Annotated in this window: 13 protein-coding genes and 1 other annotated feature (1 of these 14 running past the window's edge); all 13 genes read right to left on the bottom strand. The window is 42.9% G+C overall.

All coding sequences use genetic code 11. The features are described from left to right. Nucleotides 1-3 precede the first annotated feature (3 nt). Complete coding sequence (yihA, locus tag NSS78_RS12790) at nucleotides 4-591, bottom strand: ribosome biogenesis GTP-binding protein YihA/YsxC (protein WP_003216344.1); 588 nt, start codon at nucleotides 589-591, stop codon at nucleotides 4-6. Further along, nucleotides 588-2,912: an endopeptidase La gene (gene lon / locus NSS78_RS12795; RefSeq protein WP_003216539.1), complete on the bottom strand. Its 2,325-nt coding sequence runs from the start codon at nucleotides 2,910-2,912 to the stop codon at nucleotides 588-590. Before lon ends, yihA begins: the two co-directional genes overlap by 4 nt. A gap of 171 nt (nucleotides 2,913-3,083) precedes the next feature. After that, complete coding sequence (lonB, locus tag NSS78_RS12800; RefSeq protein WP_003216675.1) at nucleotides 3,084-4,745, bottom strand: ATP-dependent protease LonB; 1,662 nt, start codon at nucleotides 4,743-4,745, stop codon at nucleotides 3,084-3,086. A gap of 136 nt (nucleotides 4,746-4,881) precedes the next feature. Then, nucleotides 4,882-6,147 carry an ATP-dependent protease ATP-binding subunit ClpX gene (clpX, locus tag NSS78_RS12805; RefSeq protein ID WP_003216176.1) on the bottom strand — a complete coding sequence of 422 codons (1,266 nt, stop codon included), beginning with the start codon at nucleotides 6,145-6,147 and terminating at the stop codon, nucleotides 4,882-4,884. Nucleotides 6,148-6,398: 251 nt separating this feature from the next. Then, a complete protein-coding gene (tig, locus tag NSS78_RS12810) occupies nucleotides 6,399-7,673 on the bottom strand; it encodes a trigger factor (protein ID WP_226803790.1) in 1,275 nt (424 codons plus the stop codon). Nucleotides 7,674-7,912: 239 nt separating this feature from the next. Continuing rightward, nucleotides 7,913-8,920 (bottom strand): DNA damage checkpoint antagonist DdcA, encoded by a 1,008-nt coding sequence (gene ddcA, locus NSS78_RS12815; protein ID WP_050943638.1) that lies wholly within the window; start codon nucleotides 8,918-8,920, stop codon nucleotides 7,913-7,915. 125 nt (nucleotides 8,921-9,045) lie between these two features. Beyond that, complete coding sequence (leuD, locus tag NSS78_RS12820; RefSeq protein WP_003216415.1) at nucleotides 9,046-9,645, bottom strand: 3-isopropylmalate dehydratase small subunit; 600 nt, start codon at nucleotides 9,643-9,645, stop codon at nucleotides 9,046-9,048. Between the two features lie 13 nt (nucleotides 9,646-9,658). Next, nucleotides 9,659-11,074, bottom strand: coding sequence for a 3-isopropylmalate dehydratase large subunit (leuC, locus tag NSS78_RS12825; protein ID WP_050943637.1), 1,416 nt, complete (start codon nucleotides 11,072-11,074; stop codon nucleotides 9,659-9,661). 40 nt (nucleotides 11,075-11,114) lie between these two features. Beyond that, on the bottom strand, nucleotides 11,115-12,212 hold the full coding sequence (leuB, locus tag NSS78_RS12830) for a 3-isopropylmalate dehydrogenase (RefSeq protein WP_309217056.1): 1,098 nt from the start codon (nucleotides 12,210-12,212) through the stop codon (nucleotides 11,115-11,117). 18 nt (nucleotides 12,213-12,230) lie between these two features. Then, nucleotides 12,231-13,784, bottom strand: coding sequence for a 2-isopropylmalate synthase (locus NSS78_RS12835; protein ID WP_309217058.1), 1,554 nt, complete (start codon nucleotides 13,782-13,784; stop codon nucleotides 12,231-12,233). After that, nucleotides 13,771-14,799 carry a ketol-acid reductoisomerase gene (ilvC, locus tag NSS78_RS12840; protein WP_003216490.1) on the bottom strand — a complete coding sequence of 343 codons (1,029 nt, stop codon included), beginning with the start codon at nucleotides 14,797-14,799 and terminating at the stop codon, nucleotides 13,771-13,773. Before ilvC ends, NSS78_RS12835 begins: the two co-directional genes overlap by 14 nt. An 18-nt stretch (nucleotides 14,800-14,817) precedes the next feature. Then, entirely contained in the window at nucleotides 14,818-15,336 is a 519-nt protein-coding gene (gene ilvN / locus NSS78_RS12845; protein ID WP_003216637.1) for an acetolactate synthase small subunit, read from the bottom strand. Next, nucleotides 15,333-17,057, bottom strand: coding sequence for an acetolactate synthase large subunit (gene ilvB, locus NSS78_RS12850; RefSeq protein ID WP_050943634.1), 1,725 nt, complete (start codon nucleotides 17,055-17,057; stop codon nucleotides 15,333-15,335). The genes ilvN and ilvB overlap by 4 nt, the downstream gene beginning before the upstream one ends. A gap of 121 nt (nucleotides 17,058-17,178) precedes the next feature. Further along, nucleotides 17,179-17,332, bottom strand: a binding site (T-box leader); it runs 93 nt beyond the window's last position.

A 17,332-nucleotide genomic window follows, 5' to 3' on the forward strand; every position in this document is an offset into this window, starting at 1 on the left:
TTTTTAGTTATTAATCTTCGCAAGGATGGCATTCCAGGCCTCGTCTTTTCCCTTTTTTGTTTCAGAAGAGAATAGGACTAGTTCATCTGATGGGGCAATGTCGAGTGTCTGTTTGACGACTTTCGCATGTTTTTCCCATTTGCCTTTTGGAATTTTGTCCGCCTTTGTTGCGATGACGATCACGGGAACGCCGTAATATTTCAGGAATTCATACATGTTCACATCATCTACTGATGGCTTATGACGCAGGTCCACAATTTGGACGACTGCTTTTAATTCTTCACGCATTGTAATATACGTTTCGATCATTCTACCCCAGGCTTCACGCTCTGTCTTTGATACTTTAGCAAAGCCGTAACCTGGAACGTCCACAAAATGGAGCATATCATTAATAATGTAGAAATTAAGCGTTTGAGTCTTACCTGGTTTAGAAGACGTACGTGCTAAATTTTTACGATTAATCAATGAGTTGATGAACGAGGACTTCCCAACATTTGATCGTCCAGCAAGAGCGATTTCAGGCAGTCCCCCGCTTGGGTACTGCTCTGGTTTTACCGCACTAATGACGATATCTGATTTTGTTACTTTCATCTTCCCTCTCCTACCAACGCTTTCTCAAGCACCTCATCTAAATGCGAGACCGGAATAAAGGTTAGTCCTTCTCTCACACTTTCAGGAATATCATCAATATCCTTCTCATTGTCCTTTGGAAGAATAATGGTTTTCAGTCCTGCACGATGTGCGCCTAATGCTTTTTCTTTTAGTCCGCCAATTGGAAGCACTCTTCCTCTTAACGTGATCTCTCCTGTCATACCAACCTCTTTTGACACAGGTCGTCCTGTGAGGGCTGATACAAGAGCCGTCGCAATGGTGATACCAGCTGATGGCCCGTCCTTTGGAACCGCACCCTCTGGAACATGGATATGAATATCATGCTTTTCATTAAAATTAGGATCAATGTTCAGTTCATCTGCTTTCGAACGAATATAACTGAATGCCGCCTGTGCAGATTCTCTCATGACATCACCAAGCTTACCTGTTAACAACAGCTTGCCTTTACCCGGAGAAAGTGATACCTCAATCGACAAGGTGTCTCCGCCAACAGTGGTATACGCAAGTCCTGTGACAACCCCCACTTGGTCTGTCGTTTCAGCCTGACCATAACGGTAAAGTCTTTTTCCGAGAAATTCAGATAAGTTCTTTTCCGTCACTGTGATGCGTTTGCGGTCTTCAGCCACAATCGCTCTTGCTGCTTTACGGCATATCGCCGCAAGCTGACGCTCTAATCCACGAACACCCGCTTCTCTTGTGTAATAGCGAATCGTATCATAAATCGCTGCTTCACGGAGCTGCAAGTTCCCTTTCTTTAATCCGTGCTCCTTTAGCTGCTTCGGCAGAAGGTGATCTTTCACAATTTCTGCTTTTTCAACCTCTGTATACCCTGCAATCGTGATAATCTCCATTCTATCACGAAGTGGACCTGGAATGGTTGCTAAATTGTTGGCAGTGGCAATAAATAGCACCTGAGACAAATCAAATGTTTCTTCAATATAGTGATCGCTGAAGTTATGATTTTGCTCTGGATCTAAGACTTCGAGCATCGCAGAAGATGGATCGCCTCTAAAATCAGAGGACATTTTATCAATTTCATCTAAAAGGAAGACCGGATTCATCGTTCCTGCCTTGCTCATTCCGCGAATGATACGGCCTGGCATCGCACCTACATACGTTCTTCTATGTCCACGAATCTCAGACTCATCACGCACACCGCCAAGGGAGATACGGATAAACTTTCGGTCAAGTGATTTGGCAATCGATTTGGCAAGTGACGTTTTCCCTACGCCAGGAGGTCCTGCTAAGCAAAGAATCGGTCCTTTTAATGAATTGGTCAGCTTCTGTACAGCAAGATATTCAAGCACCCGTTCTTTGACCTTTTCCAGCCCGTGATGCTCATCATCTAAAATTTCACTTGCAAGCTTTAAATCGAGACGATCTTCTGTATAGATGCCCCACGGGAGGCCGATCAGCCAATCAATATAATTTCGAATCACAGAGCTCTCAGCAGAGCTTGAAGGAATTTTTTCATAACGATTCAATTCTTTTAGCGCCGTTTCACGAACAGAATCCGGCATGCTCGACTCTTCGATTTTAGACATTAAAGAACTGACTTCGCCCGTTTTCCCTTCTTTGTCTCCAAGCTCTTTTTGAATGGCTTTCATTTGTTCACGTAAATAATATTCTTTTTGCGTTCGTTCCATTGAACGTTTCACGCGCTGCCCGATTTTCTTTTCAATCTCGAGCACTTCTTTTTCATTGTGAATTAAGCTGATGACCCGATTCAGCCGTTTTTTGACATCTACTGTTTCCAGTACTTCTTGTTTGTCCTTTAATTTAAGCGGCAGGTGAGAAGCAACGATATCTGCCATTCTCCCCGGTTCTTCAATGTCCGTCACTGTTGCATATGTTTCAGCTGAGATTTTTTTTGAAATTTTTATGTATTGATCAAAGTGATCTAACAATGTACGCATGAGGGCTTCTGCTTCTGCGTCCTTTAATTCTTCTTCTGTCAATTCTTTAATGTCGACGGACGTATAGTCCTCCAGCTCGACATATGATTCGATCTGCGCTCGATTTAGGCCTTCAACGAGTACACGAATCGTTCCATTTGGCAGCTTCAGCATTTGTTTAATTTTTGTGTAGGTGCCGACTTTGAAAATTTCCTCTTCACCTGGTTCATCTATTGAAATTTCCCGCTGTGTAGCTAGAAAAATCATATGATCGTTCATCATCGCCTGTTCTAATGCTTGAACAGACTTTTCGCGTCCAACGTCCAAATGCAAGACCATTGTTGGATAAACAAGCAAACCTCGCAATGGAAGGAGCGGAACATTCTTTTTGATTTCATCTGCCATGTTGATTGACACCTCCGTCACTAGTATGAATCATTATAATATACCTGTTTCAGTCTTGTACAATGTAAAAGACTTGAGAAATGTTGATCTTACCGTAGTATACCCTTTCTTTTTATCTTGAAAAAGAAAAAAAGATCTATTTCACTAAAAAATCCCCATATGTGATGGGGATTAAACAGATTTTCTTTTCATTTCTTCTTCTAGTCCATCTTTCTTCTCGTCTGGCGGGTTAACCAAACACTGATCCAGCACTTCTTGGAAGTGCTTCACAGGCACAATGGTGACCCCTTCAATCTCTTTTAAGATCGACTGCTGGTTGTCATAAGGAATAATGACGGTTGTGGCACCAGCCTGCTTCGCTGCCTTTATCTTCGGTATCACACCACCGATCGGCTTCACCTGACCTTGCAATCCGATTTCACCCGTCATGGCTGTCAGATGATCAATCGGGATTTGATGTATGGCTGAGAAGATTGCGGTCGCCATGGCAATCCCAGCAGACGGCCCATCAATAGGGGCACCGCCTGGAAAATTAATATGGATGTCATATTCATTTGTCCGAATGCCTAAATTTCGAAGTACCGTTAATACATTTTCAACTGACCCTTTGGCCATACTTTTTCGTCTAATGGATTTCGATTGATTGCCAATGCTTTCTTCTTCTGCAATCCCTGTAATATTGATACTGCCTTTTTCAAGCGCCTTACAGATGTTCACTTCAATCTCAAGCAGGGCACCGCTGTTTGGTCCATAAACAGCCAGTCCATTGACTACCCCCACTTTTGGCTTTTCCGGTACTTTTTGTTCATATCTTGGTGTCAGCTGGCTCGAATGAATAACCCATTCTACATCTTCGATCGTGATGTCTTTTCGATTTTCCGTGACCGCCATGCCAGCGGCAATCTGCACCATGTTGACGGCTTCACGTCCATTTTTCACATAGGAGGTTAACAGGTTCAGCCCTTCATCACTTAATTCCTTTTGAATTTTTTGGACAGCCTTGGCAGCGACGATTTTCAGTTCATGCTGGTCAAGGTCTTTAAAGAAAATTTCGAGACATCTTGACCGGATCGCTGGTGGAATTTCGTCAGGTGTTCTTGTCGTGGCACCTATCAATCGAAAATCGGCCGGAAGTCCATTTTGGAAAATATCATGAATGTGATTCGGGATTTGGGTATTTTCTTCACTGTAGTAGGCACTGTCTAAAAAGACTTTCCGATCTTCCAGCACTTTGAGCATTTTGTTCATTTGGATCGGATGCAGTTCGCCAATTTCATCGATAAACAGAACCCCGCCATGAGCATGTGTGACGGCTCCTTGTTTTGGCTGCGGAATGCCTGCTTGCCCCATTGCTCCAGCCCCTTGGTAAATTGGGTCATGCACGGAACCAATAAGCGGATCTGCAATGCCTCGTTCATCGAATCTCGCGGTTGTGGCATCGAGCTCTACAAAGACCGCATCTTTTTTAAAAGGAGAATCAGCGTGACGCTTCGCTTCTTCCATCACAAGACGGGCAGCGGCTGTTTTACCGACTCCCGGTGGTCCGTAGACGATGACATGCTGTGGGTTCGGCCCGCATAGTGCCGCTTTTAGTGCACGAATGCCGTCTTCCTGCCCTACAATATCCTGAAACCCCTTTGGCCGGACTCTCTCTGATAAAGGTTCACTCAGCTTGATTGACCGCATCTTTCTGAGTGCCTCCATTTCTTTCTTTGACTCTTTGTCTATCGTCACCTTTTGTGTGCGCTGATTTCGCAGTAAGTTCCAAAAGTACAGCCCGATGACGATACCAAAGAACAGTTGTATGAATAAAACGATTCCTGTCCAGCTCAATCGGTGCTCCCTCCTTCATCTATCGTATGTATTGGTTTCTGTCTGCTAGTATTTCCTAGAGCTGGACGGAATAAACACAACTTCCACGATAAATAAAAAACTCCTGAATCAAAAGGATTCAGGAGTGAGACTACTCTTATGCAGATGTTTTCGTATCTTTATTAACGACTGTGCCGTCCTTTAACACAAGACGCGGCGACACGCCATCAGCAACTGTTGCACCAGTGATGACACATTTTTCAATATCATCACGTGATGGAAGGTCAAACATCACATCAAGCATGATGCCTTCAATGATTGAACGTAGACCACGAGCTCCTGTTTTACGCTCAATTGCTTTTTTCGCAATTTCGCTAAGAGCATCTTCTTCAAATTCTAGCTCTACATCATCAAGCTCAAGCATTTTTGTATACTGCTTAACGAGTGCATTTTTAGGCTTCGTCAAGATCTCTACAAGTGCTTTTTCATCTAACGGCTCTAGGCTTGCAATAACCGGCAAGCGGCCGATGAATTCTGGGATTAAACCGAAGCGAAGCAAGTCTTCTGGGAGTACTTTTGATAAAAGAACTTCTTTTTCAAGATCTTCGATTTTATTTTCCGCACCGAATCCAATGACTTTTTGACCTAAGCGGCGTTTGATGATTTGCTCAATGCCGTCAAAGGCTCCACCACAAATAAAGAGGATATTTGTTGTATCGATTTGAATGAATTCTTGATGAGGATGCTTACGTCCACCTTGAGGCGGTACACTAGCGACAGTTCCTTCAAGAATTTTCAATAGTGCTTGCTGAACACCTTCCCCAGATACATCACGAGTGATAGAAGGGTTTTCTGATTTTCTTGCTACTTTATCGATTTCATCGATGTAGATAATACCTTTTTCTGCTTTTTCTACATCATAATCGGCTGCTTGGATCAGCTTTAGTAAAATATTCTCTACGTCTTCACCAACATAACCTGCTTCAGTTAAAGATGTTGCATCTGCAATCGCAAATGGCACATTTAAAATACGAGCAAGCGTTTGAGCAAGTAATGTTTTACCGCTTCCTGTTGGCCCAATCATAGAGATATTACTTTTCGAAAGCTCAACATCATCAATCTTGCTGTTGGAATTGATCCGTTTGTAGTGATTATAAACAGCTACAGCTAAGGATTTCTTCGCATTTTCTTGGCCGATGACATATTCATCAAGAATCTCCCGAATTTCATGAGGCTTCGGAACATCCTTGAATTCAACTTCTTCCTCAGTGCCGAGCTCTTCTTCAACTATTTCCGTGCAAAGCTCGATACATTCATCACATATATATACGCCAGGTCCTGCGACCAGTTTACGCACTTGATCTTGCGTTTTTCCGCAAAACGAGCATTTTAATTGACCTTTTTCCTCGTTGAATTTAAACATTCTTTCACCCCTTATTCTTCTTCACTTGCCTGTAGCTAACAGTCAGCTACCTTTCTGGGTCCAGTATGTATGCATTTTACCATACTTTCCTAAAAGACGGTAATGATGTGTTTCTAACACTGCACATCGAGATATGTATAACAGAAAGATGCGACTTACACTATCGTTTCCAAAAGAAGCGATGATAAGTCAAAAATTGTACAAAACAAGGCACGAGTCACTCGCGCCCTGTTTTATTATTATGCACCATATTAACGGTTTTCTACAAGAAAATCAATTGCTTTACGAACTTTTAGATCTTCTTTCATTGCGTCAGTAGATCCGATCGCTTGTTTAATATTTTCAATTGGCATGTTGTATGCTTCAGCCATTTTTGAAAGCTCTTCTTCTACTTCTTCATCAGACACTTGTACGTTTTCTGCAGCAGCAATTGCTTCAAGTGTTAGGTTAGATTTTACGCGTTTAGCAGCATCTTCTTTCATTTGCTCTTTCAGCGCATTTTCATCTTGTCCTGAGAATTGGAAGTAAAGCTCAAGGTTCATTCCTTGCATTTGAAGGCGTTGTTCGAATTCTTTCATCATACGGTCTAGCTCTGTGTCAACCATCGCTTGTGGAATGTCAACTTCCGCATTTTCAGAAGCTTTCTCAACTAGCTCTTCACGAAGTTTACCTTCTGCTTCGTTTTCTTTCGCTTCTTCAAGACGTTTCTTTGTTTTTTCAGTTAGTTCAGCAAGAGTTTCTACTTCTTCATCAACATCTTTCGCGAACTCATCGTCAAGTGCTGGAAGTTCTTTTGCTTTGATTTCGTGAATTTTCACTTTGAATACAGCTGGTTTACCTGCAAGGTCTTCAGCATGGTATTCTTCTGGGAAAGTGACTTCTACGTCTTTTTCAGCTCCAGTTTCAAGACCAACTAACTGCTCTTCAAAACCAGGGATGAATGAATTAGACCCTACTTCAAGAGAGTAGTTCTCAGCTTTTCCGCCTTCGAATGCTTCTCCATCAACGAATCCTTCGAAATCAAGAACAACTGTATCGCCGTTTTCGATTGCGCCTTCTTCTTTGACAACAAGCTCAGCTTGACGGTTTTGCATACCTTTTAACTCTTCTTGTACATCTTCATCAGTGACAGTAGCATCGTCTTTTTCTACGTTAAGACCTTTGTAGTCACCAAGTTTCACTTCAGGCTTCACTGTTACTTTTGCAGTGAAGATTAAGCTTTCGCCTTTTTCGATTTTCTCAACATCGATTTCAGGGCGGTCAACTGGCTCGATACCAGCTTCGTCGATTGCTTTTGGATACTCAACTGGAAGAAGAATATCTAATGCATCTTGATAAAGAGATTCTACACCAAAACGCTGTTCGAAAAGACCACGTGGTACTTTCCCTTTACGGAATCCAGGGATCGATACTTGCTTAACAACTTTCTTAAACGCATCATCAAGTGCTTTGTTAAATGTTTCAGCATCAACTTCTACCGTTAAGATGCCTTCGTTACCTTCTTGTTTTTCCCATTTTACTGACATGTGTGTTTCCCTCCAAAAATCTATTCAGATTGTGCGTTGTTACATTCTAAAGCATCATAAAGACTTCGTCCAATTAAAAACCACGCACGCCGCTAAAGAAGCGGTATTATGTATACAACATTTGACTTGATTATACATATCGTCTTTCAACCATTGGAATCGACAACTGCACGATATATGCACAAATACAACCATTATATTATAACATAACAAGTCCGTCTTTCAACTAAATCGACAAATTACAAATAAGAAATTTCTTCAATATCTTTCAGCATTGTGCAAGCTTCTCTCAGCTCTCGTTCATCAAATTCATACAATAGATGCAATTCTTCGAGGTCAATCTCGATCCCATGCATTTCATAGCCGACTTTATGAAGTGCTGCTGCCCAAAGATTCGGATCTGTGTATTTAGGAAGAAATGGATATAGTACAAATAAGTGCCGGCGCCATAACTCTTCCACGCCTTGGTAAAGGGTTGGGTTCTCATTGCCGAGTGTGTCATCGAGCTTTCGAAGGACTTGCTGAAGCAGCGGCATTTGCTCTGGTTTAACAGCCTCAGAAGGAACAAGCGTTAAAGAATCACCGAACTTCGTCACATGAACCGGCTTTGCCACATCATGATCTGACAGAAGCTGCAGAATCAATGATTTGACCAAAGGGTTTCCATCAGGCTTTTGTAGGATCGTATTTAATAGACCCATGTGCGGCGTGATGTTTCGGTCTTTCAGCGAATGGATGAACTGCACCTGCTCCTCTGGACGCTCGAGCAGATCATCTATATTGATTTCACTGCCGTCCTCTTCATCTTCATCTAAAATCTGTTCAGGCGATTCGATCATTTTTCTACTAAATTCGAGCAGCTTGTAAAAATGCTCCGCGCTTTCTGCTGGAAGGTGGTTTTCCTCAAGTACTGCTTCAATTGTCTGCTTCACTTCTTCATATTCTTTCAGCTGAATTAAGATTGTCATATACACTTGAAGCACGGTGAAGTAATGACCATATCCTTCATGCAGCATCTTTTCACACACACGCTTTGCATCCTGCAGCTCGCCCAGCTCCAGAAAACAAATCGCCATACCGAGATGAATATCGGATTCTTCATCGTCATCATAAGATTTTGCTTCTGAAAACAAGTGAAGTGCCTCTTGATACTGTTTATCTTTTAATGCTGCCATTCCTTTTTCAATCAGTCTTTCTTTCAGACCAGGAAACAAAATGACATTATCTTTCTTCTTGTCATGTTTCATGCTTACGTTCCTTTCGGGCGCATATTTTTTATCAGTTTACCAACGAAGGTTAGTAAACACAAGTAACGAGAGGTTTTCATGCAAAAAAGAAGCCGTCACACCTCGGGCGGACGGCTTCTTGTTGTTTACGCACGCAGCCAGCTGCTGCGCTTATCTTCAAATGCTTGAATGTCATCTTCTAGTAGTAAAGTTAATGAGATTTCATCATAGCCATTCAGGAGCATTTCTCTCCAGTGAGGATCCACATCAAAAGGAGTGATATTCCCTTCGTGATCTTCTATTTGCTGTTTTTCAAGATCAACCGTCATCTCATACCCTTTGTTCTCATATGACGCAGCAAATGTTTTCCACACATCATAATCAAGACGAATCGGAAGCATCCCATTTTTAAAACAGTTTTGGTGAAAAATATCTGCGAATGATGGTGCGATGACAATTTTGAAACCATAATCATCAAGTGCCCAAGGAGCATGTTCCCTTGATGATCCGCAGCCAAAGTTTTCTCCTGCGATCAAAATGGATGAACCTTCATAAATCGGCTGATTCAGTTCGAAATCAGGATTTGGGCTGCCATCGGCTAAATACCGCCAGTCGAAAAAGGCAAACCGGCCATATCCTGTTCGTTCAATTCTCTTCAAAAATTGCTTCGGAATAATTTGATCTGTATCTACGTTGATACGGTTAAGCACAGCGGCTTTTCCTTTGTGTGTGACTAAAGGCTCCATCTATGACAACTCCTTACACGACTGTTTTCTCTTGATTAAACTTCCTGACATCGACAAACCGGCCATGTATTGCAGCCATTGCGGCCATTGCCGGGCTGACAAGATGCGTTCTCGCACCTTTTCCTTGACGACCCTCAAAGTTACGGTTTGATGTGGATGCGCAGCGTTCACCTTCTGGTACCACATCGTTATTCATGCTGAGACACATACTGCAGCCAGATTCTCTCCATTCAAATCCTGCTTCAAGGAAGATTTCATGAAGACCTTCTTCTTCTGCTTGCAATTTGACGCTTTGAGAGCCAGGCACGACAATCGCTCTGACATGATCAGCTACCTTTTGTCCTTCTATCATAGAAGCTGCTTGGCGTAAATCAGTCATTCTTGAGTTCGTACATGAGCCAATAAACACATGCTCAATCGTAATATCTTCAATACGCTGATGCGGATGAACCCCCATGTATTCGTACGCACGAATCGCTTCCTTTTGGTCATCCTCTTGCGCAAAATCTTCAGGTCCTGGGATGGATGCATCTACAGGCAGCACCATTCCTGGGTTAATTCCCCATGTGACCATTGGTGAAATCTCATTCCCATCTAAAACAATCGTTTTATCATAGGTTGCACCCGGATCTGTTTTAAGTTCTTCCCATTCTTTAATCGCTGCTTCGAAGTCTTCTCCCTGCGGTGCATATTTGCGGCCGCGGCAATATTCAAAGGTGACTTCATCAGGTGCAATCAATCCTGCTCTTGCGCCTGCTTCAATCGACATATTACAAACGGTCATACGTTCATCCATCGTCATGTTTCTGAATACTTCCCCAGTGTATTCAATGACATAACCTGATCCAAACTTCACGCCATGCGCACCAATGACTGCTAAAATGACATCTTTGGCCGTTACCCCTTTTTGCAGCTTTCCGTCTACTCTAATTTCTAATGTTTTCGGACGCTGCTGCCAAAGTGTTTGTGTGGATAGTACATGTTCAACCTCACTTGTACCGATGCCAAAAGCAAGTGCGCCAAATGCGCCATGAGTGGATGTATGACTATCTCCGCAAACGATTGTTTTTCCCGGAAGTGTCAAACCAAGCTCTGGTCCAACGACATGGACGATTCCTTGGTCTACACTGTGAAGGTCAGCTAGACGGACACCAAATTCAGCACAGTTGCGCTCTAGAGCACTCACTTGTTTTTTAGCAACCTCATCTTTGATCACAAATCGATTCACAGTCGGGATGTTGTGATCCATCGTCGCAAACGTATTTTGAGGTCTTCTCACCTTGCGCCCTTTTTGTCTTAATCCTTCAAACGCTTGAGGCGATGTCACTTCATGCACCAAGTGCAGATCAATATATAAAAGGTCTGGTTTCCCCTCGCCGCTTTTGACAACGTGCTGATCCCATATTTTTTCGATGATTGTTCGAGGCATAACCCTTTTCCTCCCTCTACCTAATTCCACAAGATTCTATTTATACAATTGTTTTCGCGCGCTGCTTGAGTGCGTCTACAACTGCATGAGTGATGTCTTCAGTTGTTTGATACGTTCCCTCTTTTGCAGATAAATCCTTTGTTCTTTTGCCAGAGGCAAGAACAGCTTCAACAGCTTCTTCTATGGCAGCCGCTTCATCTTCTAATGCAAAGGATGTTCTAAGCAAGCTTGCTGCCGACAAAATAGTTGCCAGAGGGTTTGCGACGTTTTGCCCCGCAATATCGGGTGCTGATCCATGAATCGGCTCATATAAATGAAGGCCGGTGCTTGATAGACTAGCAGATGGCAACATACCGAGTGATCCAGTAATCATTGAAGCCTCGTCACTTAAGATGTCACCAAACATATTCTCTGTCACAATGACATCAAATTGTGCAGGCTTATAAATCAGCTGCATGGCGGCATTATCAACGAGCATGTGCTCAAATTCAACGTCTGGATATTGAGAAGCCACTTCTTCTACCGCATCCCGCCATAGTTTACTAGAAGCCAGAACATTCGCTTTATCCACAGACGTTACTTTTTTCCGTCTCGTTAACGCCATGTCGAATGCTTCTTTTAGTACACGGACAATCTCTTCCTTTGTATAAAGAAGCGTATCAACCGCAGCTTCTTTTCCTTCTTCATCTGTATAGCGCTCGCTTGGTTCACCAAAATAGAGACCACCTGTTAATTCACGAACGATGACAAAATCGACTCCGTTAATGTGATCCTGTTTTAACGGTGACGCCTCGCTTAAGCTATCGAACACTTTGACAGGACGAATATTAGCAAATAAGTTCAATTGTTTACGAATGGCGAGCAAGCCTTTTTCCGGACGAAGCTCTGGTGGGTTTTGATCCCATTTTGGTCCGCCGACTGCTCCTAATAAAATCGCATCCGCGCTCTTGCAGACATCAACCGTTTCTTTTGGGAGCGGATTGTTTTTTTCATCTATTGCGATACCACCAATGAGCGCCGTTTCGAATTCGAATTCGTGCCTAAATTGAGCCGCTGTCTCTTTGAGGACAGCGACCGCTGATGTCACAACTTCCGGTCCGATTCCATCGCCGGGCAAAAGTGCAATTTTCTTTTTCATGAGGACCTACCTCCTTTCCTATGAGATCGCGTGATGTTTCTCAATTTCAATGAGATTTGATTTAAAGATTAAATGCCTGTTTACTGCATTGACGTAGGCTTTCGCCGATGCTTCCAGCACATCTTGCGCTACACCGCGTCCAGCTGTTTCTTTTCCTTCTATTGAAACATTCACATATACTTCCGCTAGTGCATCTCTGCCTTTTCCATTTGATTGAATACGGTAGTCTAGCAAATGAATTCTTTCCTCCATACAGCGCTCCAGCGTGTTGTACACAGCTTCTACACTGCCTGCGCCTGTAGCTGCTTCTTGAATGACTTCTTGCGTTTCTTGGTTTTTCAGAGAAACTGTTGCTGTTGGCATTTGTTCTGTTCCATAATGCACTTGAAGACTTTCAAATTCGTAGCCAATTTTTCGGTCTGCTACTTTTTCTTCCAATATAATAGAAATCAAATCATCATCTGTGATTTCTTTTTTCTTCTCCGTCAAATTCTTGAAGGTTTCGAAGAACTTATTGATTTCTTCTTCTGTTAGTTTAAAGCCTAGTGTTTTCATGCGGTCTTTAAACGCATGTCTTCCGGAGTGTTTCCCGAGGACAAGCACATCTGTTGTCACGCCGACAAGCTCTGGAGAAATGATTTCATAGGTTGTTTTTTCTTTGAGGAAACCGTCTTGGTGAATACCTGATTCATGTGCAAAAGCGTTGTTACCAACGACAGCTTTATTGCGCGGTACAATCATGCCTGAGTATTTGCTCACTACATCACTTGTACGCTTAATTTCATTCAATTGAATCGTTGATTCGACCTGGTAGAAGTCTTTTCGAATATGAAGAGCGACTGCAATTTCTTCTAAAGCAGCATTTCCAGCGCGCTCGCCAATTCCGTTGACAGCCGTTTCAATTTGATCTGCTCCATTTTCAATGGCTGCAAGTGAGTTTGCTACAGCCATCCCTAGATCATCATGACAGTGAGCAGACAAGTTGACGCGGTCGATATTTGGAACGTGTTCCTTCATATATTTAAAGATATTGCCATACTCTTTTGGCGCTAAGTATCCAACTGTATCTGGCAAGTTAATGACACTCGCTCCAGCGTCAATGACCTTCTCTACAATTTCTGCTAAGAAAGCAAGATCTGTACGACATGCATCTTCTGCTGACCACTGGACAACTGGAAAACGTTCCTTCGCGTATTTCACCATGGAGACAGCCTGTTCTACGACCTCTTCACGTGTTTTCTTTAGTTTATGCTCCAAGTGAATATCAGAAGTAGCGATAAAGATATGAATTCTTGGTTCCACTCCATCTTTTAACGCTTCCCATGCAGCATCAATGTCACCTTTTACACATCTCGCAAGACCAGCAACTGAACAATTTTTGATCGTTCTAGCAATTTCTTGTACGCCTAAGAAATCCCCTCGGGATGAAGCGGGAAAACCCGCTTCAATGATATTAACCCCAAGGCGCTCAAGCTGCTTTGCAATGATTAGCTTTTCTTGTGCATTTAAGTTCACTCCTGGTGATTGCTCTCCATCTCGAAGTGTTGTGTCAAAAAAATTAATTTTCCGCACCGACGCTCACCGCTTCCTTTTTCTTTCCTTGTTTGACGAAAGGCATCATTTCACGAAGCTTTCTTCCAACGATTTCAATTTGGTGCTCATTTTCATTAGCATTGATCGCATTGAAACGTGGACGATTCACTTGGTTTTCAACAATCCATTCTTTTGCAAATGTTCCGTTTTGGATATCAGTCAAGACGGCTTTCATCGATTCTTTTACGTTTGCATCCACAACGCGTGGTCCTGATACGAAGTCACCCCATTGTGCTGTATCAGAGATTGAATATCTCATGCCTTCTAATCCTTCTTCGTACATAAGGTCAACGATCAGTTTCAGTTCATGTAGACACTCGAAGTATGCAAGCTCTGGCTGATAACCTGCTTCTGTTAATGTTTCAAATCCTGCTTTCACTAGTGAAGTAAGACCCCCGCAAAGGACTGCTTGCTCACCGAATAGATCCGTTTCCGTTTCTTCTTTAAATGTTGTTTCAAGAACGCCCGCTCTTGCTCCACCAATTGCTTTTGCATAAGCAAGTGCTTTATCTTTCGCTTGACCAGATACATCTTGATAGATGGCAAATAGTGCAGGTACACCAGCGCCTTGCTCATATGTTCTTCTCACAAGATGTCCTGGACCTTTTGGAGCCACAAGATACACATCTACGTCACTTGGAGGAACGATTTGATGGAAATGTACGTTGAATCCGTGTGCGAATACAAGTGAGTTGCCTGCTTCTAATTGATCTTTGATTTCTTCGTCATATACTTTCTTTTGCTGCTCATCTGGAAGTAGTACCATGACGATGTCTGCTTGTGCTGCCGCTTCTTTTACTGTGAATACTTGATGGCCGTCTTCTTGTGCTTTTGTATAAGATCCGCCTTTTCTCACGCCGACGATGACATCTACGCCGCTTTCTTTTAAGTTCAATGCATGTGCATGACCTTGTGATCCATATCCAATGATGGCAACCTTTTGACCATTTAATACGTTTTCTTGAATATCACCGTTATAATATACTTTTACCATTTGACTCTCTCCTTTTGTTTAGACAATTGAAATTGTTTTATTTTGTTGCGGCTTTTGCTGATTATCTCTCGCAAAGGCCGTGGTGCCAGTTCTGGCGACTTCTTTAATGCCGTATGGCTTAAGTAATTCAATGAGTGCTTCAATTTTTGAAGACTCACCTGTCACCTGAATGACGACACTCTCTCTGCTCACATCTACAATAGAAGCTCTAAATGGTTCAATGACCCCTGTGATCTCCATTCTAGATGCTGGTGCAGAAACGACTTTTATCAAAGCCAGCTCTCGCTGGACGATTGATTGGTTTGTAATGTCTGTTACTTTGAGAACATCAATTTGTTTGTTCAGCTGTTTTGTTAGCTGTTCGATGTCTTTCTCTTGGTCTACATGGACGACGAACGTGATGCGTGATACATCTTGAATCTCAGAATGGCCGACCGTAATGCTTTCAATGTTGTAATGTCGTTTAGTAAAAAGGCCAGTGATTCGGTTCAGTACACCTGATCGATTTAATACAGTCAACACAATAATTCTTTTCAAGGTTTCACCCCCACCATCTCATGAAGTCCTTTCCCCGGTGCTACCATCGGGAATACTTTTTCATCTCTCGCTACATTGACATCGATGAAAACAGGCTCTCTAGAGGTTAGCGCTTCTTCAAGCTTTTCTTTCGCCTCTTCGTCTGTTGAGATTCTGATTCCTTTAATGCCATAAGCTTCAGATAATTTAACGAAGTCTGGCTGCTCTGAAAATTTAGAATATGAGTAGCGTTCTTCGTAGAAAATTTCTTGCCATTGTCTTACCATTCCAAGGCTATGATTATTTAGAACAATCACTTTCACTGGAAGGTTCAGCTCACGGATAACGGCAAGTTCTTGCAAGGTCATTTGGAAACCTCCGTCTCCTAAAATCGCCACAACCGTTGCCTCTTGATCAGCCAGCTGAGCGCCGATGGCTGCCGGTAAACCGAAGCCCATTGTACCAAGGCCACCAGATGTGACCCACTTATCAGCATTTTCAAACGGGTAGAACTGCGCTGCCCACATTTGATGCTGTCCAACATCAGTTGCCACAATGGCTTCACCTTTTGTGAATTGATGAATGTATTCAATCAGCTTTTGAGGTTTAAAGCCCTCTGCTTCGTTTTCAACGTACCAGAGTGGATATTCTTCCTTCCACTGATCTAGTTGGTTTTTCCATTCGTCTGACTCTCCTTGCTTCCCGTCTTGCTTAATCAGCTCTTCAAGGACTAGCTTACTGTCTCCAACAACCGGGATATGGGTATGAATGTTCTTGCCAATTTCTGCTGGGTCGATATCGATATGTGCTACCTTCGCATGTTTCGCAAAGTGATTGAGATTGCCAGTTACCCTGTCATCGAATCTCGCACCAATTGAAATGAGCAAATCACATTGATGAAGAGCCATGTTCGCTGCATATGTGCCATGCATACCAGCCATCCCTAAGAAAAGAGGATGCTTTGCCGGGAAGCCGCCAAGTCCTAGCAGTGTATGAGCGACTGGAATTTGCTGCTGCTCTACATACTGCCTTAACTCTTCAGATGCTTTGCCATGAAGAACGCCAGCTCCTGCTAGAATGACCGGTTTCTTCGCTCTACTGACAGCTTCTACTAATTTGCGAATTTGCAAATAGTTTGGCTCTACTTTTGGCTGATAACCAGGTAAATCAATTGGCTGATCGTATTCAAACGTTCCTTCAATGCCTGCCACATCTTTTGGAATATCAATCAAGACTGGGCCAGGTCTCCCTGTCGTTGCGATGTGGAATGCTTCTTTAATGACACCCGGTAATTCCTCTGGATTTCTCACCTGGTAGCTGTGCTTTGTGATAGGCATTGTGATGCCGAGCACGTCTGCTTCCTGGAAAGCGTCTGATCCAATAACTGAGGTTGCCACCTGTCCTGTGAAGACGACAAGAGGAAGTGAATCAATCATCGCATCTGCAATTCCTGTGACTAGGTTTGTCGCTCCTGGTCCTGATGTAGCAATGACAACACCCGGTTTACCAGATACTCTAGCGTATCCTTCTGCCGCATGAATCGCTCCCTGCTCATGCCTTGGCAGGACATGAAATAAACCAGAATCATAAATTTTATCGTAGATCGGTAAAACCGCTCCGCCTGGATATCCGAAAATGACTTCTACTTTTTCTCTTTTGAGTGCTTCAATTAGCATGAGTGCACCGTTCATCGTTTGTGATGCTTTAGATGTTTCCGTCTCCACTTGTACATTTGTCCCCATTTGATTTCCTCCTCTTTGTCTTGCTTCAGTCAAGTTTTTTCACCCTTTTCTATTCAAGATCGAGATTTTAACCATATAAAAAAGCCTTCTCACCCCACAATGACACTACTTTTCACTAGGTCAAAGGGGCGAAAAAGCTTTGTTTTTCGCGGTACCACCCTTGTTCACAGCAACATCTGCTGCCGTCTCATGGACATCTTTCATCCATTTTGGTAACGAGTGAGCAATGTCACTCGGTCTGCCCTACTATCATTTCAAGCAGACACTCAGAGGTG

This window comes from Bacillus sp. FSL W8-0920 (genome assembly GCF_038593215.1).
Lineage (GTDB): Bacteria > Bacillota > Bacilli > Bacillales > Bacillaceae > Bacillus > Bacillus pumilus.